A 19,272-nucleotide genomic window follows, 5' to 3' on the forward strand; every position below is an offset into this window, starting at 1 on the left:
ACGCGAACGGGGCACCGCGGGCCGCGCTTGCACGGCGCGGCCCGCGGTGAGGGAGGATGGGGTTATCCGTACGAAGGGAACTCCAAGGTGAGCATCGACCCGTCCTCGATTCCGAATTTCGGGGGCCAGCCGGACCCCCAGCCCGGCCCTGCCGGGAACGTGGTCATTCCTGACCAGGATCTGGTCAAGCAACTGCTGGAGCAGATGGAGCTCAAGTACGTCGTCGACGAGGAGGGCGACCTCGCCGCGCCGTGGGAGGAGTTCCGCACCTACTTCATGTTCCGGGGTGAGGAGGACCAGCAGATCTTCGCGGTCCGCACTTTCTACGACCGGCCGTACAGCATTGAGGACAAGCCTCAGCTGCACGAGGCGATCGACGACTGGAACCGTCGCACCCTGTGGCCGAAGGTCTACACCCACACTCACGACGACGGCACGGTCCGTCTGATCGGTGAGGCCCAGATGCTGATCGGTCTCGGCGTCGGCCTGGAGCACTTCGTCTCCAGTACCGTCAGCTGGGTCCGGGCCTCCATCGAGTTCGAGAAGTGGGTCCTCGAGGCCCTCGGGCTGGAGAAGGACGCGGAGTCCACGGACGACGACGGCGAGGACTGAGCCCGGCCGCACGGCCTGCACGGACCCTACGAAGGCATCCCGTACAGCCCGTCCGCCACGCGACCGCCGATGAGCGGGCGTGCGCGGGCGGGCTGCCGTGCTCCGCTCCCCGCGTTCCTGGTCGGGGCAGCAGCCAGGGGCTGCGGAGACGGCGGCCTCGGCGCGCTCCGGGAGCGCGGTGCGGACGCGCGGCGGCTCGGAGCAACCAGGCCGTGTGGCCGGTACGTTCGCTGGTACGTATGTGGCTGTCAGGCGGCCAGCGTCTTGAGTCGGGAGGCCGCCTCCTCCAGTACGCCTGTGCGCTTGCAGAACGCGAAGCGGACAAAGGGCGCGCCCGCCTCGCGGTGGTCGTAGAAGACCGCGTTGGGGATGGCCACCACCCCGCACCGCTCGGGCAGGGCGCGGCAGAAGGCGAAGCCGTCGGTCTCGCCGAGCGGGCGGATGTCGGTGGTGATGAAGTAGGTGCCGGCCGGGCGGAAGACCTTGAAACCCGCCTCCTCCAGGCCGCCCGCGAGCAGTTCGCGCTTGGTCCGCATGTCGGCGCGGAAGCCGTCGTAGTAGCTGTCGGGCAGGCGCAGTGCCTCCGCGACCGCGTACTGGAAGGGGCCCGCGGAGACGTACGTCAGGTACTGCTTGGCCGAGCGGACGGCGCTGGTCAGCTCCGGGGAGGCGGTCACCCAGCCGACCTTCCATCCGGTGAAGGAGAAGGTCTTGCCGGCCGAGGAGATGGAAACGGTGCGCTCGCGCATGCCGGGCAGAGCGGCGATAGGGCGGTGGACGCCTTCGTAGACGAGGTGCTCGTACACCTCGTCGGTGACGACGAGCAGGTCGTGTTCGACGGCGATCGCGGCGACGGCGCTCTGCTCTTCGGTGGTGAGGACCATCCCGGTCGGGTTGTGCGGAGTGTTGAGGAGAAGGATGCGGGTCCGCGGGGTGATCTTGGCCCGCAGTTCGTCCAGATCCGGGCGGAAGGACGGGGCACGCAGGGTGAGCGGTACGCGCTTCGCGCCGGCCATCGCGATGCAGGCGGCGTAGGAGTCGTAGAAGGGCTCGAACGCGATGACCTCGTCGCCCGGCTCCAGAAGCGCCAGCATGGCGGCGGCGATGGCCTCGGTCGCGCCCGCGGTGACCAGGACCTCGGTGTCCGGGTCGAAGCTCAGGTCGTAGAAGCGGCGTTGGTGGTCGCAGATCGCGGAGCGCAGTTCGGGGATACCGGGGCCTGGTGGGTACTGGTTGCCGCGCCCGTCGCGCAGGGCGCGGACAGCGGCCTCGCGGATCTCCTCGGGACCGTCGGTGTCGGGAAAGCCCTGGCCCAGGTTGATCGCGCCCGTCGAGGTCGCCAGCGCGGACATCTCCGCGAAGATCGTCGTCCCGAGTCCGTCCAGCCTTCGGTTCAGCAGTGGCCTGGCGTTCACGTCTCCACCGTCCTCACTGGGGGTCCCCATGGGTTCTGCGGGGATCATCCTGACGCATGGCCGGTCGCCGCCTCGCGCGGTTGCGGTATCGCGGGGAGTCGAGGCGGCCTCGTGGCCACGTGCACGGGTGGCCCCTGAACTGCGCTTCTGTTCAGGTCAGGGGCCGTTTCCCGCTCACCGGCGCGGTCACCCACCCGGGATCGGTGCGCATCGAGGCGCATCCTTCTCGGAGGGCTGCGGGCAGTGCCCGCGGTCTCTGTCTCGGGGTCGCGCTTCCGTTCGCCCTGGCCGACGGCGCCGTACTCGCCGGCGTCCTCCTCGGGACCGGGCTCGCCGGGGCCATGGCAGCCCTGGCCCTGGCCGTGTCCACTATCCGCCGCGCCGCCCGCCAGGGCTCGGAGGACCGAAAGCGGCGTGCCGAGCGGTGGTGCCTGCCCACCGCCGTCGGACGTCGGCTCATGCTCCCCCTCCTCGGCGTCGGCGACGGGGGACACCTCGGAGCCTGAGCAATCGGTGGGAGGACCCCGGTCCCGGGCGGCCCTTGAACCGCCCTTCTGTCCCGGGCAGGGGACGTTACCCCGTGAGAACCCTCTGGACTTCCTCAACTTTGCTTTCGGCCGCGGTGGGCGGGGCATCACCGTCGCACAACGGAAAGCACGGAAAGCGGGGGTGGGAACGATGAGCGGGTTGGTCGTATTGCTCGTCTTCGGCGCGATAGTGGGGCTCGTCGTCCTGACGGCGAGGAAGGGTGGCCGACGGAACCGCCGGCGGCACTCGTACAGCTCCGCCGGGGGCGCCGGGGCGAGCTGGTGGGCCGGGGACGCGGGCTCCAGCGGCGGGGGAGGCGGCCACCACGGGGGAGGCAGCCACCACGGGGGAAGCGACGGGGGGAGCCACCACTCCTGCGGCGGCGGGAGCTCCTGCGGCGGGGGCAGTTCCTGCGGCGGCGGGAGCTCCTGCGGCGGGGGGAGCTCCTGCGGCGGTGGCGGTGGGGGCTGCGGCGGCGGAAGCTGACGATACGAAATTGCTTATTGCCCATGCCGAATCGCATATGCGCCCGGTGGGTCAGTCACCCGTCGGGCGCATTTGTAGTGAACACCTGAACCCGTCCGGGCCCCTGGGGATGCAAAGGGGGTGGAGATGGGTAAAAACGCTGAAGGCGACGCGCCATTCATGATTGCGTATTCACCGACGCCTCATGGGCACGAGCCGACGGACGTCATCCCCCACCGGCGCGGGCCGGCGCGTCCTCTCCCCCCATGCCCGTGACCTTCCCTCGCTTGCTCGCGATGTGCCTGCGGAGCCGACTTCATGCTCACCACGCTTCAGACCGCCTACACCGACACCCGAGCCGGCGACCTGGCCTGGTGTCTGGGGAAGGACGAACTGCCGGCGCTCGCCGTACTCGACCGCGAGCTCCCGGGAGCCGGCGCCGGCGTGCCCGCGGCGCCCCGCGTGCGGGTCCGGTTGCGGCTGCTCGGCGCCTCCCACCAGGTGATCCTGGACTCGCCGCGGGGCCGCTGCTCGGAGACCGTGGCATGCATGCCGGGCAGCAGCGCGCCGCTGCCGTTCGGTGTGGCGCGGCGCATCGCCGGCTGGGACTACGAGTTCGCGGCGCGGATCGAGACGCTCTCCCGGGGGAGCTTCGCCGGACGGGCGCAGGAGCTGCTCGCCCTGGTGGCCGATCACCCCAATGGCCTGGCGGGGACGTTCCCGGGCGATCCGCACGCCTTCACCGCGATGCTCGTGCAGTACCGCGGCGGCAGCGTCCTGTGGCGCACCTGGCACGCGTACCCCCAGGAAGGACGCCTGGTGGCGACCCGTTCGACGCTCAGCGCACAGTCGTGAGCGCGGTGGTACACCCGTGGCCGGCACGGCGTCAACGCGCCGCCAAGTGCCACGAATTGCACCCCTGCGGGTGACGTGGACCGCCATATACCTGACATAGCGTGCAGGCATGATCGACCAGTCCACCTCCCGTACGGCCCGGGCAGCCCCGCGCGTCTGCCGGCTGCGGCTCCCCGTCCCGGTGGCCGCGGCCAGGGCGCTGGTCCTGGCCGCGGTCTTCGTCTGCGCCGCCTGCGGCCTGGTGTACGAGCTCGAACTGGTCGCCCTCGCCTCGTACCTGGTCGGCGACTCCGTGACCCAGGCGTCGGTCGTGGTGTCCGTGATGGTCTTCGCCATGGGCGTCGGCTCGCTGCTGGCCAAGCGGCTCAGCTGCGCGCCGGCCATCGGTTTCGCCGCCGTCGAGATCGCGCTGGCGCTGGTCGGCGGGCTCTCGGTGATGGCGCTGTACGCCAGCTTCGCCTGGTTCGGCCAGTCCCGGCCCGCGATGGCGGTCTTCGCCTTCGCCATCGGTGTGCTGATCGGCGCCGAGATCCCGCTGCTGATGACGCTGATCCAGCGGATCCGCCGACAGGACGCGGGCGGAGCCGTCGCCGACCTCTTCGCCGCGGACTACGTGGGCGCGCTGGTCGGTGGGCTGGCCTTCCCCTTCCTCCTGCTGCCCCGTTACGGCCAGCTGACCGGGGCGCTCGTCACGGGCGCGGTCAATGCCGTGGCGGGCGGCGCCATCGTGCTCTGGCTCTTCCGCAGTGACGTCACTCCACGGGCCCGTGTCCGGCTGCTCGCCGCCAACGTGGTGGTTCTCGCGGTGCTCGCGGGCGCGGCCTGGGCCGCCGGGCCCTTCGAACGGGCCGCCCGGCAGGCCGTGTACGGCGGCGACGTACGGCTCGCCGAGCAGACCGCCGTCCAGGAGGTCGTGCTCACCGCGGCGCCGCTGCAGCTCTTCCTCGACGGCCGGCTGCGGGTGCGCGGCCGGGACGAGTACCGCTACCACGAGGCGCTGGTGCACCCCGCCATGGCGGGCCGGCATCGCCGGGTGCTGATCCTCGGCGGCGGCGACGGGCTCGCACTGCGCGAGGTGCTGCGCTACCCGGAGGTCGGCTCGGTGACGCTCGTCGACCCCGACGCCCGGCTGGTCGCCCTGGCACGGGACGACCCCGCGCTGGCCCGGCTCAACCGGCACGCCTATCGCGACCCCCGGGTCCGGGTGACCGCCTCGGACGTCTTCGACTGGCTGCGGCAGGAGCGGTCGCAAGGGGCGCCCGGCGGGTACGACGTCGTGCTCGCCGACCTCCCCGACCCGGGGGTCTCGCGCAGCGCGAAGCTGTATTCGCAGGAGTTCTACGTGCTGGCCGGGCGCGCGCTCGCCCCGGGCGGGCGGCTCGCGGTGCACGCGGGGGCGCCCGGCGCCGCCCGGCGCGGCTTCTGGACGGTCGACGCGACGGTACGGGCGGCCGGGCTGCGCACCGCCGACTACTGGATCGGCACCGGCCGCGGCGGCGAGGACTGGGGGTTCGTCCTCGCCGCCCGGCGGCGGGTCCCGGGCCTGCGCCTGGCGGTGGACGTGCCTCGGCTGCGGTCGCTGTCCCCCGGCGTGCTCGCTTCGGCGGCCCGGCGCGCGGCGCGGGCCCCGCTGCGGGGCCTGCCGCCGTCGACGCTGATGCATCCGCGTTCCGGGTGAGGGCGCACCGGCGGCGAATCGGCACCGAAGGGCCGTCCGGCGGATTAGGCTCGCGGCATGGAGCCGCATGAGGTGTTCGTTCCGTTTCCGGCCGAAACCATTCGCCGGTCCCTCGCCGACCTTGAGCGCGTGGCGCGCTGCGTGCCCGGCCTCCAGCGGGACGCCGGCGCCGAGGAGGGGCTCGCCGGCCGGCTGAGGCTCCGGATCGGCGGCTCGACCATCACCTACCGGGGCACGCTGCGGCTGGTCCCGCGCGGCGGCGGGCTGACCGTCGAGGGCGAGGCGGTGGAGGCACGCGGCGCGGGCACCGTCAAACTGGCGCTGGAACTCGGCGTGGACGCCGTCTCGGGCGGAGCGCTGCTGACCTTCACCGGCACCGTGCAGGCCGACGGACGGCTCGGCGAGTACGAGGAGGCGACGGTCACCTCCACGGGCCACCGCCTGCTGGACCGTTTCGTCGCCACGCTCACCTCCGACCTGGAGGAGAACGCGCCCGCCGGAGCGCCCGAGCCGTCCGCGCAGGACGCCGACGTCGAGGACCTCGCCGACGACCTGCCCGCCCAGCTCGACGAGTTCGCCGGGCACGACGCCCAGGAGCCGCGGGAACTCCCCGGGCCGGAGGACGCGGAGGACGCGGACGACGCGGCGGCCGGCGGTGCGGTGCCCTCCGGGGAGGCGGCGGCCGCCGTCCCCGGGGACCCGGCCGGGATCGACCTGCCCGCCGAGGCCGCGCACGCCCGCCGCACCCTGATCGGCCGCAGCGCCGAGGAGGTCGACCACGCCCCGCCGCGCGGCCGCTACGCCCCGGTGCCCGCGCCGCAGAGCGGCGCCGCGACCGCGTCGCTGCGCCGGTACGCGCCGGCCGCGGCCGCGCTGCTGCTGTCGGCGGTGGTCGCCGGGCGGGTGCTGCGGCGGCGCAGGCGCTCGTTCCCGTAGGGTCTCATCCGTGGCCACGGATGAGACCCCCGACGGGCGAGACGACGAGCACGCTGTCCGACTCGAAGCCGGACCGGCGCGGCTGACGATCCTTCCGGATCTTGGCTGCCGTGTCGGCTCGCTGACCGTCGGCGGCGTCGAACTGCTGCGACAGGGCCCCAACTTCGGGTCCTTCCCGATGGTCCCGTGGTGCGGACGCACCCGGGACGGGCAGTTCCGCAACGGCGGGGTGCTGCACCAGATGCCGCGGGACGCGGGCCCGCACGCCATCCACGGCACCGGCCGGCACGTCGCCTGGCAGGCGGCCCCGGGCGCCACCGTCGGCAGTGCCTGCTTCTACTACGACCTGGCCGAGCCCTGGCCGTACAAGGGCCGGGTCAGCCAGCGCTTCGAGCTGTCCGAGGACCGCCTCGACCTCACGATGAGCGTGGAGACCACGGACGACTCCTTCCCGGCGCAGGCCGGCTGGCACCCCTGGTTCCTGCGCAACCTCGGCCGGGGCGGGCAGGACGCGCTGATCGACTTCACCCCCGGCTGGATGGAGGAGCGCGGCGACGACCACCTGCCCACCGGCCGCCGGGTGGAGCCGGGGTCCCGCCCCTGGGACGACTGCTTCGGCATGCCGGACGGCGTGGACGTGACCCTGACCTGGCCGGGCGAGCTGCGGCTGCGGATCACCAGCCCCGCGCAGTGGGTGGTCGTCTACGACGAACAGCCCCCCGCCATCTGCGTGGAGCCGCAGTCGGGTCCCCCCAACGGGCTGAACACCGCACCGCGTCTGGTCACCCCCATCGACCCGCTGGAGATGCGCGCGACCTGGGCCTGGGAGCCCCTGGGCTAGGCTCATGGCCATGAGCGACGCGCGTGATGCCCTTCTGCAGCAGATCAAGGACAAGGCCGTGGTGCACGGCAAGGTGACCCTCTCCTCGGGTCTCGAGGCCGACTACTACATCGACCTGCGCCGGATCACGCTGGACGCCGAAGCCGCCCCGCTGGTGGGCCAGGTGATGCTCGACGTCACCGCCGACCTGGACTACGACGCCGTCGGTGGGCTCACCCTGGGCGCCGACCCGGTCGCCACCTCGATGCTGCACGCCGCCGCGGCCCGCGGCCGCAGGCTGGACGCCTTCGTGGTGCGCAAGGCGCAGAAGGCGCACGGTATGCAGCGCCGCATCGAGGGGCCGGACATCAAGGGCCGGCGGGTGCTGGTCGTCGAGGACACCTCGACCACGGGCGGCTCGCCGCTGACCGCGGTGGAGGCCGCGCGCGAGGCCGGCGCCGAGGTCGTGGCCGTCGCCGTGATCGTCGAGCGGGGCGCCGCTCCGGCCATCGCGGAGGCGGGGCTTCCATACGTCCGCGCGTTCGGTCTGGACGATCTCGGGCTGGGCTGATTGTTCCTCTGACCTGCGCTTTCCCCCAGGGGTGAAGGGTTTCACGTGAAACCCTTCACCCCTGGGGTATGTCCGTGGTGCGCAGTGTGTGGAGCTTGCGCGCGAGTCTGCCAAGATGGGGGCGACGATGACGTCGATCCCAGGTCAGGGTCACTCACCGAACAACCCGCACATCACAAGGAGCGGACAGATGCCCATCGCAACCCCCGAGATCTACAACGAGATGCTCGACCGGGCGAAGGCCGGCAAGTTCGCCTACCCGGCCATCAACGTGACCTCGACCCAGACCCTGCACGCCGCGCTGCGCGGCTTCGCGGAGGCGGAGAGCGACGGCATCGTCCAGATCTCGACGGGCGGCGCCGAGTTCCTCGGTGGCCAGTACAAGAAGGACATGGTCACCGGTTCGGTGGCGCTGGCCGAGTTCGCGCACGTCGTCGCCGAGAAGTACCCCGTCAACATCGCGCTGCACACCGACCACTGCCCGAAGGACAAGCTGGACGGCTACGTGCGCCCGCTGCTGGCGATCTCCCAGGAGCGCGTTGCGGCCGGCCGCAACCCGCTCTTCCAGTCGCACATGTGGGACGGCTCCGCCGAGACCCTCGACCACAACCTGGCCATCGCCCAGGAGCTGCTGGCCGAGGCCGCCAAGGCGAAGATCATCCTCGAGGTCGAGATCACCCCCACCGGCGGCGAGGAGGACGGCGTCACCCACGAGATCAACGACAAGCTGTACACCACGGTCGAGGACGCCATCCGCACCGCCGAGGCGCTCGGTCTGGGCGAGAAGGGCCGCTACCTGCTCGCCGCCTCCTTCGGCAACGTCCACGGCGTCTACAAGCCGGGCAACGTGGTGCTCCGTCCCGAGCTGCTGAAGGAGCTCGCGGAGGGCGTCGCCGCCAAGTTCGGCAAGCAGGACCCGTTCAACTTCGTCTTCCACGGCGGCTCCGGCTCCACCAAGGAGGAGATCGCCACCGCGCTGCAGAACGGCGTGGTCAAGATGAACATCGACACCGACACGCAGTACGCCTTCACCCGCCCGGTCGTGGACCACGTGTTCCGCAACTACGACGGAGTGCTGAAGGTCGACGGCGAGGTCGGCGACAAGAAGACCTACGACCCGCGCAGCTGGGGCAAGCTGGCCGAGGCCGGCATGGCCGCCCGCGTCCTCGAGGCCTGCCAGGACCTGCGCTCCGCCGGCACCAAGCTCAAGTAACCGCCCCGCGCGGCGGTAACGCACCGGGCCCGGCCCTTCCACGTGGAGGGGCCGGGCCCCGGCCATACTGGAACCCATGGCCATTCACGAGAACCTGCTCGGGGGACCGCCCCCGACGAACCTGCCCGACGACCCCGAGCCGCGCGAGCTGCTCGCCTCGGGAGCGGCCCCCTCCGAGGTCGCCGCCAAGTACCCGGCGTCCTCCCTGGCCTGGGCGCAGCTCGCGGACGACGCCTTCGAGGCCGGCCGGGTCGTCGAGTCGTACGCCTACGCCCGCACCGGCTACCACCGCGGCCTGGACGCGCTGCGCCGGGGCGGCTGGAAGGGCCACGGCCCGGTGCCCTGGGAACACGAACCCAATCGCGGCTTCCTGCGGGCGCTGCACGCCCTGGCGCGGGCCGCCCAGGCGATCGGCGAGCAGGAGGAGTACGAGCGCTGCAGCACCTTCCTGCGGGACTCCTCCCAGACCGCCGCCGAGACCCTCGGCTGAGCCGCCGTCCCGCAGCCGGCCACGGCATCCACCCCCGACCTGCCCGGCGCGCGCACCGGGCAGGTCTTGCCGTACGGTGCCCTGACCACGCATGATGCCCGTTGGGCCCGGCGCCGGTAGAGCGCGGGCCCGAGGGGACCGGGGCCCCGGCGCGACATCGCGCGGGGCAGACCGCTACCCGGTAGCTCGTATCCACGGAGACACCGATGTCCCACCGCCCCGACGTTTCCCAGGACGCCCCCGAGGCTCCCAACCTGGACTTCGAAGGGACCACCCCGTACGAGGACTACGTCCAGGCCGACGTCCTCACCCATCTGCAGCACCCCCGCTCCGACGATCCCGGCGAGATGGTCTTCCTGGTGACCACCCAGGTCATGGAGCTGTGGTTCACCGTCATCGTGCACGAATGGGAGACCGCCTCCCGTGCGCTCGCGGCCGACGACCTGCCCACGGCGCTGGCCGCGCTCAAGCGCAGCACCTACGAACTGCAGTCGCTCAACTCCTCCTGGGAGCCGATCGCCCACCTCACCCCGGCGCAGTTCAACGCGTACCGCGCCGCCCTCGGCGAGGGCTCGGGCTTCCAGTCGGCGATGTACCGGCGCATGGAGTTCCTGCTCGGCGAGAAGTCCGCGTCGATGCTGGTCCCGCACCGCGGCGCGCCGCGCGTGCACGACGAACTGCAGAAGGCGCTGCACGAGCCCAGCCTCTACGACGAGGTGCTGCGGCTGCTGGCCCGCCGAGGCCACGACATCCCGCAGCGCGACGACCTGTCGCGGCGCTACGAGGCCGACCCGGCGGTCGAGCGGGCCTGGCAGGCCGTCTACTCCGGTGACCAGGAGAGCGAACTCGTCCGGCTGGGCGAGGCGCTGACCGAGGTGGCCGAGCTGGTGTGGCGCTGGCGCAACGACCACCTGGTGGCGACCCGCCGCGCGATGGGCGCCAAGACCGGCACCGGAGGCTCCGCGGGGGTCTCCTGGCTGGAGAAGCGCGCGAGCAAGAACGTGTTCCCCGAGCTCTGGACGGCCCGCAGCCATGTCTGACGCGATGAAGCTCACCGAGTCGCCCGCGGCGAAGGCCGCACGTCTCGACACCACCGACGAGCTGGCCAAGGTCAGGGACCGCTTCGTCCTGGACGACGCCGAGCACACCGTCTACCTGGACGGCAACTCGCTGGGCGCGCTGCCCGCGGGCGTGCCGGACCGCATGGCCGACGTCATCACCCGCGAATGGGGGCGGCTGCGCATCCGGTCCTGGACCGAGAGCGGCTGGTGGACGGCGCCGGAGCGGATCGGCGACCGCATCGGCGCGCTGATCGGCGCCGCCCCCGGCCAGGTCGTGGCCGGCGACTCCACCAGCGTCAACGTCTTCAAGGCCGTCGTCGGCGCCGTCCGGATGGCCCAGCAGACCGACCCCGCCCGCGACGAGGTGCTGGTCGACGCCGCCACCTTCCCCACCGACGGGTACATCGCGGAGTCCGCCGCCCGGATGACCGGGTGCGCGATCCGCGCGGTCGAGGCGGCGGACATCGCCGCCGCGGCGGGCCCGCGCACCGCCGTCGCGCTGGTCAACCACGTGGACTACCGCACCGGCCGGCTGCACGACCTGCCGGGCACCACCGCGGCCGTGCACGCGGCCGGGGCCCTGGTCGTCTGGGACCTCTGCCACACCGCCGGGGCCCTGCCGGTCGGGCTGGACGAGCACGGCGTGGACCTGGCCGTCGGCTGCACGTACAAGTACCTCAACGGCGGCCCGGGCGCGCCCGCGTACCTGTACGTCCGCCGTGACCTGCAGCCGCGCTTCGACTCCCCGCTGCCCGGCTGGAACTCCCACCGCGACCCGTTCGCGATGGAGGCCGCCTACCGGCCCGCGGACGGCAGCGTCCGCGGCCGGGTCGGCACCCCGGAGATCCTGTCGCTGCTGGCACTGGACACGGCCCTCGACGTCTGGGACGGCGTGTCCCTGGACGCCGTCCGGGCCAAGAGCCTCGCCCTCACCGACTTCTTCCTGGAGTGCGTCGCGGCGTACGTGCCGGCCGGCGCCGTACGGTCGGTCACCCCGGCCGCGCACGCCGAACGGGGCAGCCAGGTCGCGCTGCGCTGTTCCGACGCGGGCGCGGTGATGGGGGAGTTGATCGCCAGGGGCGTCGTCGGCGACTTCCGCGAGCCGGATATCCTCCGCTTCGGATTCACCCCGCTGTACACGCGCTTCGCGGACGCGGAGCGGGCGGCGCGGGTGCTGGCCCAGGTCCTGGAAGGAACGCGGTAACGCATGTCCGACCCCACCTCGTCGAGCGACACCATTCCGGCAGGCGCCGACGGCCATGCCGACGCGGTGGGGCCGCGGCCGGCTCCGCGGGACCCCGCGGAGCGGGCCGCGGCCGAGGAGGCGTCCGCGTTCTCGCACGCCCCTGTCCCGCCGGACGCCACCGCCGCCTACGGCGGGCACTCCGACCAGGTCGTGGACTTCTACCTTCCCCGGCCCGGGGCGGACGGCACCCGGCCGGGACCGCTGGTCGTGCTGCTGCACGGCGGTGCCTGGCGGGCGCCGTACGACAGGACGCACGTCTCGCCGCTCGCGGACCTGCTGGCCCGGCACGGCTTCGCGGTGGCCTCGGTGGAGTACCGCCGGGGCAACGGCGGTACGGTCGCCGGCCGCTGGCCGGACACCTTCGACGACGTCGCGGCGGCCACCGACGCCGTCGCGGCGCTGGCCGTGGAGGCACTCGGCGAGGACACGGTGGACGTCCGGCGGATCGTGCTCACCGGTCACTCGGCCGGCGGCCATCTCGCGCTGTGGGCGGCCGCCCGGCACGTGCTGCCCGCCGGGTCGCGCTGGCACCGCCCCGGGGCGCCCGCGCTGCGCGGCGTGGTGGCGCTCGCGCCCATCGCCGACTTCGAGGCGGCCGTCGAGCGCGACGTGTGCTCCGGAGCGGTCGCCCAGCTGCTCGGCGGGGCGGAACTGCTCGCCGAGCGCCGGGCGGAGACCGACCCGGCCGTGCTGCTGCCCACCGGCATCCCCGTGACCGTCGTGCACGGTGACTGCGACGAGGTCGTCCCGCCGCAGGTCGCGGAGGCCTTCGCGGCGGCCTCGGCGAAGGCGGGGGAGGAGGTCCAGCTGACCCTGCTCGAGGGCGTGGGCCACTTCCCGCTGATCGACCCGGCGGCGGACGCGGCGGCCGTGGTCGCCGAGGAGATCGCCCAACTCGCCTGGTGAGGGCCGCTGGTGTCCGGGGTCCTACTTGAGGAGGACACCGGTACATCGTCTTCGCAGGTGACGACGGCGACGTGCGGAGTCCCTACCGTGAGAGCGTGACCGAGACAAGCCAGACCTCGCTGCGGACCGAGCTCCGCATGGCCCGCGGCGCCCTCAGCGGGCTGCGGCACGACCTGATCACCGATGCCTTCGCCTTCCGGCCGATGGCACCGCTGCGGGAGGGGCACCCGCTGCTCGCCCTGGTGCCGCGCAGGCTCCGGGGGTACGGGCGCTGGCTGCCGCACGTGGCGCTGACCTTCTTCACGGTCTTCCTGATGTTCGTCTCGCTGGAGAGCCTGGGCGGGCCGGGCGGCCTGGTGCTGGCCCTGCTGGCCGCCGTGCCCCCGCTCACCACGATGTTCCGCCCGGTCGGCGCGTGGTGGCTGTCCGTCGGGGCGACGGTGCTCACGGGGGTGTTCACCGGCTACTCCTGGTCGTCCACCTACCCGTGGACGGACACCGGCTTCGTCTCGCACCTGACGGTGCTGGCCGTGGTCGCGGCGCGCACCCGGGCGCGGGTGGCCGCCGAGATGTGGCTGCTGACCGCCGCGCTGGCGCTGACCTTCCAGCCGCTGTCCGGCGAGTACGGCTCCGATCCCTTCATCATGATCTTCCTCTCCGCCGTCGTGCTGTCCGTCGTGTCGGCGGTGCGCGGGCTGCGCCAGTCCCGGCAGGAGGTCGCCGCCCAGGTCGCCGTGACCGAGGTCGAGCGGACCCGGCGCACGCTGCTGGAGGAGCGCACGACCATCGCCCGCGAGCTGCACGACGTCGTCGCCCACCACATGTCCGTGATCGCGATCCAGGCGGAGGCCGCGCCGTACCGCGTGGAGAACCCGCCCGAGGAGCTGACCAAGAGCTTCTCGATCATCCGAGAGAACGCCGTCATAGCCCTGACCGAGCTGCGCCGCGTCCTCGGGGTGGTGCGCGCCGAGGACTACCAGGCTCCCGACGCCCCGCAGCCGACCCTCGCCGACCTCGACCGGCTGGTCGCCAATGTGCGCGAGGCGGGCCTGGAGGTGGAGAAGGCGGTGACCGGCGCGGTGCGCGAACTCCCGCAAGGCGTCGAGCTGTCGGCGTACCGGATCATCCAGGAGGCGCTGAGCAACACCCTGCGGCACGCGCCGGGCGCCGCAGCCCGGGTCGAGGTCAGCTATGTGCTCGGCGGGCTTGGACTGCGCGTCGTCAACGGCCCGGCGCGCGGCCTGGTCAAGCCCTCGCCGGGAGCGGGGCACGGGATAGCCGGCATGAGGGAGCGGGTGACGATGCTGAGCGGGGAGATGACCGACGGGCCCACCGAGGACGGCGGCTACGAGGTCACCGTGTTCATCCCGGTCCCCGGGGAGCGGGCATGACGGGGAACACCATCCGGGTGCTGATCGCGGACGACCAGATGATGGTCCGCGAGGGCTTCTCGGTGCTGCTGGGCGCCCAGCCGGACATCGAGGTCGTCGGCGAGGCCGTCGACGGACGGCAGGCGATCGAGCAGGTGGCGGCGCTGCGGCCGGACGTCGTGCTGATGGACATCCGCATGCCCGAGCTCAACGGGCTGGAGGCCACCCGGGAGATCGTCGCCGCGGACGCGGACGCCAAGGTGCTCGTGCTGACCACCTTCGACCTGGACGAGTACGTCTACCAGGCGCTGCGCGCGGGCGCGTCCGGCTTCCTGCTCAAGGACGCCTCGGCCCGCCAGCTCGCGGACGGCGTGCGGATCGTGGCGGCCGGCGAGGCGCTGCTCGCCCCGGCGATCACCAAGCGCCTGATCACCGAGTTCAACCGCCTGGGCACGCCCCGGCCGCCCGCCCAGGACCGGGTCGGGGAGCTCACCGAGCGGGAGACGGAGGTGCTCGTGCTGGTCGCCCAGGGACTGTCCAACGCGGAGATCGCCGACCATCTGGTGGTCGCCGAGTCGACGGTCAAGACCCACGTGAGCCGGGTCCTGGTGAAGCTGGGGCTGCGCGACCGGACCCAGGCGGCGGTCTTCGCGTACGAGGCGCGGCTGGTCACCCCGGGCGGCTGAACGGGCGGAGGGTAGTCTCCGCACATGAGCAGCACCGCCACCGCCTTCGACCCCTGGTCGCCGCAGTTCGTCGCCGACCCCTACCCGGCCTACGCCCGGCTGCGCGCGCAGGGGCGCGCCCACTGGTTCGAGCCGAGCGGGCAGTGGCTCGTCCCGCACTTCGAGGACGTCAGCTCGCTGCTGCGGGACCGGCGGCTCGGGCGGACCTATCTGCACCGCTTCACCCACGAGGAGTTCGGCCGTACCGCGCCGCCGCCGGAGCACGAGCCGTTCACCACGCTCAACGGCAACGGCCTGCTCGACCTCGAGGCCCCGGACCACACCCGCATCCGGCGGCTGGTCTCCAAGGCGTTCACCCCGCGCACGGTCGAGCGGCTCACGCCGACCGTGCAGCGGCTCGCCGGCGAGCTGGTGGAGCGGCTGGTGGCGGAGGGCGGCGGCGACCTCATCGCCACCGTCGCGGAGCCGCTGCCGGTGGCCGTCATCGCCGAGATGCTGGGGATACCGGCCGCGGACCGGCATCTGCTGCGGCCCTGGTCGGCCGACATCGTCGGGATGTTCGAGCTCAAGCCCTCCGAGGACGCCGCGCGCAAGGCGGTCCGCGCGAGCGAGGAGTTCTCCGCCTACCTGCGCGAGCTGATCGCCGAGCGCCGCAAGGCCCCCGGCGAGGACCTGATCAGCGCGCTGATCGCCGCGCACGACGAGGGCGACCGGCTGAGCGAGCAGGAGATGGTCTCCACCTGCGTGCTGCTGCTCAACGCGGGCCACGAGGCGACCGTCAACACCACCGGCAACAGCTGGTGGACGCTCTTCCGGCACCCCGAGCAGCTGGCGGAGCTGCGCGCGGCCCCGCAGGAGCTGCTGCCGACGGCGATCGAGGAGCTGCTGCGCTACGACACCCCGCTGCAGATGTTCGAGCGCTGGGTGCTGGACGACATCGAGGTGGGCGGCACGGTGATCCCGCGCGGCAGCGAGGTGGCGCTGCTCTTCGGCTCCGCCAACCGCGACCCGGAGCGCTTCGCCGACCCCGACCGGCTGGATCTGTCCCGCGCGGACAACCCGCACATCACCTTTGGCGCGGGCATCCACTACTGCCTCGGCGCGCCGCTGGCCCGCATCGAACTCGCCGCGTCCTTCGCGGCGCTGCTCCGCCGCGCCCCGCGGCTGGAGCTCTCGGCGGAGCCCGCCTGGAACGAGGGTTACGTCATCCGCGGTCTGCGCGAACTGCGCGTCACCTGCTGAGGCGGCCGGGCCGGCCCTGCGGGGCCCACGGGACCCGGCGCGGTGGCCGGGTCCGGGGGCTCACGCCGTGATGTCGCGGCGGCGCAGCGCCGCGAGCCCGAGGGCGGCGAGCGCGAGGGCCAGTGCCGTGAGCACCGCCGGCGGGGCCACGGTGACGTCCGCCGACGGCACCTTCGGCAGATGCGTGAAGACGGACAGGTCCATCAGCCAGGGCGGGAGCCCCAGTGCGGGCCCGTAGAGCCCGATGGCGAGCGTCAGCGAGGCCACCCCCCAGCTCGCCCGTGCCGCCTTCGGCGCCGCGCCGTACAGCAGCAGTGCCACCGCGGCCACGAACCAGACCGCGGGCAGCTGCACCAGGCCCGCGCCCGTCAGCCGCCAGACCTGGCCGCCGATGTCTCCGGCCGTCGCTCCGTAGCCGAGCCCCATGGTGAAGCCGGAGACGGCCATGAGGAGCACGGAGCCGGCGAAGGCGAGCAGCGCATGGCCCGCTGCCCAGCGCACCCGGCCCACGGCGGTGGCGAGGACGGGCTCGGCGCGGCCGGAGTTCTCCTCGCCCTGGAGCCGGAGCACGGCCTGGACGGCGTAGACGGCGGCGATCATCCCCATCACCCCGGTCATGGAGGCGAGGTAGGAGTCCACCAGCCCGGAGGCACCGCCCATGTCGCGCATGACGTCGGCGAGCTGCTCGTTGTCCCGGACGAGGTCGGCCGCCCCGTTGGCGAGGCCGCCGAGCGCGCCGCCGCCCACGGCGAAGCCCGCCGTCCAGCCCCACAGCGAGCCGCGCTGCAGCCGCCAGGCCAGCGCCTGCGCGGAACGCAGACGGGCACCTGCGGTGGCCGGGCCGGGGCGGGGCGGCAGCAGGGAGGCGTCGATGTCGCGCCGGGCCACCAGCGCGTACGCGACGGCGACGAGCACGGCGGCCCAGGCCGCGAACAGCACGGCCACCCACCAGCGTTCGTCCGCGTAAGGGCGCGTGTTCTCGGCCCATCCCAGCGGCGAGAGCCAGGTCAGCGTGCCGCTCCCGGCATCGCCGACGGCGCGTATGAGGAAGGCGAGGCCGAGGACCGCGCCCGCGATCCCCCGCGCGGCACGGGCGCTCTCCGTCAGCTGCGCGGCGACCGCCGCGACCGCGGTGAAGGCGCAGCCCGCACCGGCGAAGGCCATCCCGAAGGCGACCGCGCCCCGCGCGCCCTGCCCGAGCAGGGCCAGGGTGACGAGCAGCCCCAGGAGCAGCGAGGCGCCGAAGCCGACGACCAGGGCGGCGGCCAGCGGCGCCCGCCGTCCGACGGCGCCTGCGCCGATCAGCTCCAGCCGGCCGGCCTCCTCTTCCTCCCGGGTGTGCCGGACAACCAGCAGTATCGCCATCAGGCCGGCCAGGGCGGCGCCGAAGGCCATCATGCGCCACGCTGTCAGTCCGCCGATGCCCGTGTCGAACACCGGTCCGTAGAGGGCGCGCAGCGAGCCGTTGCCCGCCGTGCTGGCCGCGACCGAGGCGCGTTCCGCCGGGGTGTCGTAGAGGCCGCCGAAGGCCGAGGCGGTGGACGCGACCAGAAGCGCGAGCGGCACGACCCACGCCGGGATCATGACGCGGTCCCTGCGCAGCGCGAGCCGGGTGAGCGTGCCCGTCCCGGTGAGGGCGTTCATCGCCGGGCCTCCGCGTCAGCCGCGAGGGCGCCGGCGGCGCCTTCCGTGTCTTCCGTGTCTTCCGTGCCGGCCGGGGCGTCCTCGTAGTGCCGCAGGAACAGCTCCTCCAGGGTGGGTGGCGTACTGGTGAGGCTGCGCACGCCCGTCTCGCTCAACTGCCGCAGCACGGCGTCGAGTTTGTCGGTGTCGACCTGCAGCCGGACGTGGCTGCCGCGCACGTCGAGGTCGTGCACACCCGGCAGCCGGCCGAGGCCGCCCGGCGGGCCCGCCAGTTCCGCGGTGACCGAAGTGCGCGTGAGGTGCCGCAGCTCGCCGAGGCTCCCGGTCTCCACCGTGCGCCCGCCCCGGATGATGCTGACCCGGTCGCACAGGGCCTCGACCTCGCTGAGGATGTGACTGGACAGCAGCACCGTGCGGCCGCGGTCGCGTTCCTCGCGGACGCACTCGCGGAAGACCTCCTCCATCAGCGGGTCGAGGCCGGAGGTGGGCTCGTCGAGTATCAGCAGGTCCACGTCCGAGGCGAACGCGGCGACGAGTGCGACCTTCTGGCGGTTTCCCTTGGAGTACGCGCGGCCCTTCTTCGTCGGGTCCAGCTCGAAGCGCTCCAGCAACTGCCGTCTGCGTGCCTCGTCCAGCCCGCCGCGCAGCCGTCCCAGCAGGTCGATGACCTCGCCCCCGCTGAGGTTGCGCCACAGCGTGACGTCACCCGGGACGTACGCCAGGCGCCGGTGCAGCTCGACGGCGTCGCGCCACGGGTCGCCGCCGAGCAACCGGGCGGCCCCCCGGTCCGCGCGCAGCAGCCCGAGCAGGATGCGGATGGTGGTGGACTTGCCGGCGCCGTTGGGCCCCAGGAAGCCGTGCACCTCGCCCTCTTCGACGGTCAGGTCGAGGCCGTCCAGTGCGTGCGTGTGGCCGAAGGACTTGTGCAGTCCGGCCACACTGATTGCCTTCGTCATGATTTCGAACATACAGTAGATTCACAAATTTGTGAAGTCAAAGAACTGTATAAACTTCGGTACGGGAGGCGATGACGGTGGCGGAGGAGCCCTTGGAGCCGATGACGTTCGTCGAACGCTTCGCGGCGGAGCTGGTCGAAGCGGGCATGCAGCGCATGGCGGCCCGGGTGTTCGCCGCGCTCCTCGCCTCGGAGACCGGAGTGCTGAGCGCCGCCGAGCTGTCCGAACGGCTCCAGGCCAGCCCGGCCGCCGTCTCCGGCGCGGTCCGCTACCTGGCGCAGGTCGGCATGCTCACCCGCGAGCGCGAGCCGGGCTCACGGCGCGAGCGCTACCGGGTGCACAGCGACCAGTGGTACGAGACCTTCACCCGCCGCGACCAGGTCCTCGCCCGCTGGGAGAACACCCTGCGGTCCGGCATCGACACCCTCGGGCCGGAATCCGCGGCCGGCCGGCGGCTCGCGGAGACCGCGGCCTTCTTCGACTTCCTGCAGGACGAACTCGTGGACATGATGGACCGCTGGCGCGAGCGCAAGGCGGAACTGCGCGAACAGGGCGTGCTCTGACGCTCTTGCGGTCCG

At 73.0% G+C, this 19,272-nt stretch carries 18 protein-coding genes; 15 read left to right on the plus strand and 3 right to left on the minus strand.

Going from position 1 to position 19,272, the window contains the following annotated elements; translation table 11 throughout:
• Positions 1-87 precede the first annotated feature (87 nt).
• Positions 88-612: a YbjN domain-containing protein gene (locus AC3EUJ_RS02275; RefSeq protein ID WP_431959140.1), complete on the plus strand. Its 525-nt coding sequence runs from the start codon at positions 88-90 to the stop codon at positions 610-612.
• A gap of 248 nt (positions 613-860) precedes the next feature.
• Here the strand turns inward: AC3EUJ_RS02275 and AC3EUJ_RS02280 are convergent, their stop codons facing one another.
• Positions 861-2,027 (minus strand): pyridoxal phosphate-dependent aminotransferase, encoded by a 1,167-nt coding sequence (locus AC3EUJ_RS02280; protein ID WP_431959141.1) that lies wholly within the window; start codon positions 2,025-2,027, stop codon positions 861-863.
• A 1,311-nt stretch (positions 2,028-3,338) separates the two neighbouring features.
• Between AC3EUJ_RS02280 and AC3EUJ_RS02285 the strand changes: the two genes are divergently transcribed.
• The 13 genes from AC3EUJ_RS02285 to AC3EUJ_RS02345 all read left to right on the plus strand — a co-directional run bounded on the left by AC3EUJ_RS02285 (position 3,339) and on the right by AC3EUJ_RS02345 (position 16,094).
• Positions 3,339-3,875 carry a DUF2617 family protein gene (locus AC3EUJ_RS02285; protein ID WP_431959142.1) on the plus strand — a complete coding sequence of 179 codons (537 nt, stop codon included), beginning with the start codon at positions 3,339-3,341 and terminating at the stop codon, positions 3,873-3,875.
• 109 nt (positions 3,876-3,984) lie between these two features.
• Complete coding sequence (locus AC3EUJ_RS02290) at positions 3,985-5,553, plus strand: polyamine aminopropyltransferase (RefSeq protein WP_431959143.1); 1,569 nt, start codon at positions 3,985-3,987, stop codon at positions 5,551-5,553.
• A gap of 57 nt (positions 5,554-5,610) precedes the next feature.
• Positions 5,611-6,489, plus strand: coding sequence for an SRPBCC domain-containing protein (locus tag AC3EUJ_RS02295; protein WP_431959144.1), 879 nt, complete (start codon positions 5,611-5,613; stop codon positions 6,487-6,489).
• Between the two features lie 10 nt (positions 6,490-6,499).
• On the plus strand, positions 6,500-7,330 hold the full coding sequence (locus AC3EUJ_RS02300) for an aldose epimerase family protein (protein WP_431959145.1): 831 nt from the start codon (positions 6,500-6,502) through the stop codon (positions 7,328-7,330).
• Between the two features lie 4 nt (positions 7,331-7,334).
• A complete protein-coding gene (gene pyrE / locus AC3EUJ_RS02305) occupies positions 7,335-7,880 on the plus strand; it encodes an orotate phosphoribosyltransferase (protein ID WP_431959146.1) in 546 nt (181 codons plus the stop codon).
• A 190-nt stretch (positions 7,881-8,070) separates the two neighbouring features.
• Positions 8,071-9,093, plus strand: a complete 1,023-nt coding sequence (gene fbaA, locus AC3EUJ_RS02310) for a class II fructose-bisphosphate aldolase (RefSeq protein ID WP_431959147.1) — start codon at positions 8,071-8,073, stop codon at positions 9,091-9,093.
• 76 nt (positions 9,094-9,169) lie between these two features.
• The gene (locus AC3EUJ_RS02315; protein WP_431959148.1) at positions 9,170-9,583 is read left to right on the plus strand and encodes a DUF3151 domain-containing protein; all 414 of its coding nucleotides are present in this window, start codon (positions 9,170-9,172) and stop codon (positions 9,581-9,583) included.
• A gap of 206 nt (positions 9,584-9,789) precedes the next feature.
• The gene (locus tag AC3EUJ_RS02320) at positions 9,790-10,623 is read left to right on the plus strand and encodes a tryptophan 2,3-dioxygenase family protein (RefSeq protein WP_431959149.1); all 834 of its coding nucleotides are present in this window, start codon (positions 9,790-9,792) and stop codon (positions 10,621-10,623) included.
• On the plus strand, positions 10,616-11,848 hold the full coding sequence (kynU, locus tag AC3EUJ_RS02325; protein ID WP_431959150.1) for a kynureninase: 1,233 nt from the start codon (positions 10,616-10,618) through the stop codon (positions 11,846-11,848). The genes AC3EUJ_RS02320 and kynU overlap by 8 nt, the downstream gene beginning before the upstream one ends.
• 3 nt (positions 11,849-11,851) lie before the next feature.
• Positions 11,852-12,796 carry an alpha/beta hydrolase family protein gene (locus tag AC3EUJ_RS02330; RefSeq protein ID WP_431959151.1) on the plus strand — a complete coding sequence of 315 codons (945 nt, stop codon included), beginning with the start codon at positions 11,852-11,854 and terminating at the stop codon, positions 12,794-12,796.
• A 95-nt stretch (positions 12,797-12,891) separates the two neighbouring features.
• The gene (locus AC3EUJ_RS02335; protein ID WP_431959152.1) at positions 12,892-14,187 is read left to right on the plus strand and encodes a sensor histidine kinase; all 1,296 of its coding nucleotides are present in this window, start codon (positions 12,892-12,894) and stop codon (positions 14,185-14,187) included.
• Positions 14,184-14,852, plus strand: a complete 669-nt coding sequence (locus tag AC3EUJ_RS02340) for a response regulator (protein ID WP_431959153.1) — start codon at positions 14,184-14,186, stop codon at positions 14,850-14,852. The genes AC3EUJ_RS02335 and AC3EUJ_RS02340 overlap by 4 nt, the downstream gene beginning before the upstream one ends.
• Positions 14,853-14,876: 24 nt before the next feature.
• On the plus strand, positions 14,877-16,094 hold the full coding sequence (locus AC3EUJ_RS02345) for a cytochrome P450 (protein ID WP_431959155.1): 1,218 nt from the start codon (positions 14,877-14,879) through the stop codon (positions 16,092-16,094).
• A 60-nt stretch (positions 16,095-16,154) separates the two neighbouring features.
• On the opposite strand, the gene AC3EUJ_RS02350 is transcribed toward AC3EUJ_RS02345, so the two are convergent.
• Together AC3EUJ_RS02350 and AC3EUJ_RS02355 are read right to left on the minus strand one after the other, a co-directional pair.
• Positions 16,155-17,738, minus strand: coding sequence for an ABC transporter permease (locus tag AC3EUJ_RS02350; protein ID WP_431959156.1), 1,584 nt, complete (start codon positions 17,736-17,738; stop codon positions 16,155-16,157).
• Entirely contained in the window at positions 17,735-18,694 is a 960-nt protein-coding gene (locus AC3EUJ_RS02355) for an ABC transporter ATP-binding protein (RefSeq protein ID WP_431959157.1), read from the minus strand. The genes AC3EUJ_RS02350 and AC3EUJ_RS02355 overlap by 4 nt, the downstream gene beginning before the upstream one ends.
• A gap of 101 nt (positions 18,695-18,795) precedes the next feature.
• Here AC3EUJ_RS02355 and AC3EUJ_RS02360 point away from each other — a divergent pair, with 101 nt between their 5' ends.
• Complete coding sequence (locus AC3EUJ_RS02360; RefSeq protein WP_431959158.1) at positions 18,796-19,257, plus strand: GbsR/MarR family transcriptional regulator; 462 nt, start codon at positions 18,796-18,798, stop codon at positions 19,255-19,257.
• The last annotated feature ends 15 nt before the right edge of the window (positions 19,258-19,272 follow it).

The sequence above is a fragment of the Actinacidiphila sp. bgisy160 genome (assembly GCF_057707815.1).

Bases quoted from the DNA above. Each gene is read 5' to 3' on its own strand.
- AC3EUJ_RS02350 (WP_431959156.1), bottom strand. From the start codon at position 17,738: ATGAACGCCCTCACCGGGACGGGCACGCTCACCCGGCTCGCGCTGCGC.
- fbaA (WP_431959147.1), top strand. From the start codon at position 8,071: ATGCCCATCGCAACCCCCGAGATCTACAACGAGATGCTCGACCGGGCG.
- AC3EUJ_RS02315 (WP_431959148.1), top strand. From the start codon at position 9,170: ATGGCCATTCACGAGAACCTGCTCGGGGGACCGCCCCCGACGAACCTG.
- AC3EUJ_RS02345 (WP_431959155.1), top strand. From the start codon at position 14,877: ATGAGCAGCACCGCCACCGCCTTCGACCCCTGGTCGCCGCAGTTCGTC.
- AC3EUJ_RS02360 (WP_431959158.1), top strand. From the start codon at position 18,796: ATGACGTTCGTCGAACGCTTCGCGGCGGAGCTGGTCGAAGCGGGCATG.
- AC3EUJ_RS02340 (WP_431959153.1), top strand. From the start codon at position 14,184: ATGACGGGGAACACCATCCGGGTGCTGATCGCGGACGACCAGATGATG.
- AC3EUJ_RS02285 (WP_431959142.1), top strand. From the start codon at position 3,339: ATGCTCACCACGCTTCAGACCGCCTACACCGACACCCGAGCCGGCGAC.
- AC3EUJ_RS02355 (WP_431959157.1), bottom strand. From the start codon at position 18,694: ATGACGAAGGCAATCAGTGTGGCCGGACTGCACAAGTCCTTCGGCCAC.
- AC3EUJ_RS02320 (WP_431959149.1), top strand. From the start codon at position 9,790: ATGTCCCACCGCCCCGACGTTTCCCAGGACGCCCCCGAGGCTCCCAAC.
- kynU (WP_431959150.1), top strand. From the start codon at position 10,616: ATGTCTGACGCGATGAAGCTCACCGAGTCGCCCGCGGCGAAGGCCGCA.
- AC3EUJ_RS02290 (WP_431959143.1), top strand. From the start codon at position 3,985: ATGATCGACCAGTCCACCTCCCGTACGGCCCGGGCAGCCCCGCGCGTC.
- AC3EUJ_RS02330 (WP_431959151.1), top strand. From the start codon at position 11,852: ATGTCCGACCCCACCTCGTCGAGCGACACCATTCCGGCAGGCGCCGAC.
- AC3EUJ_RS02295 (WP_431959144.1), top strand. From the start codon at position 5,611: ATGGAGCCGCATGAGGTGTTCGTTCCGTTTCCGGCCGAAACCATTCGC.
- pyrE (WP_431959146.1), top strand. From the start codon at position 7,335: ATGGCCATGAGCGACGCGCGTGATGCCCTTCTGCAGCAGATCAAGGAC.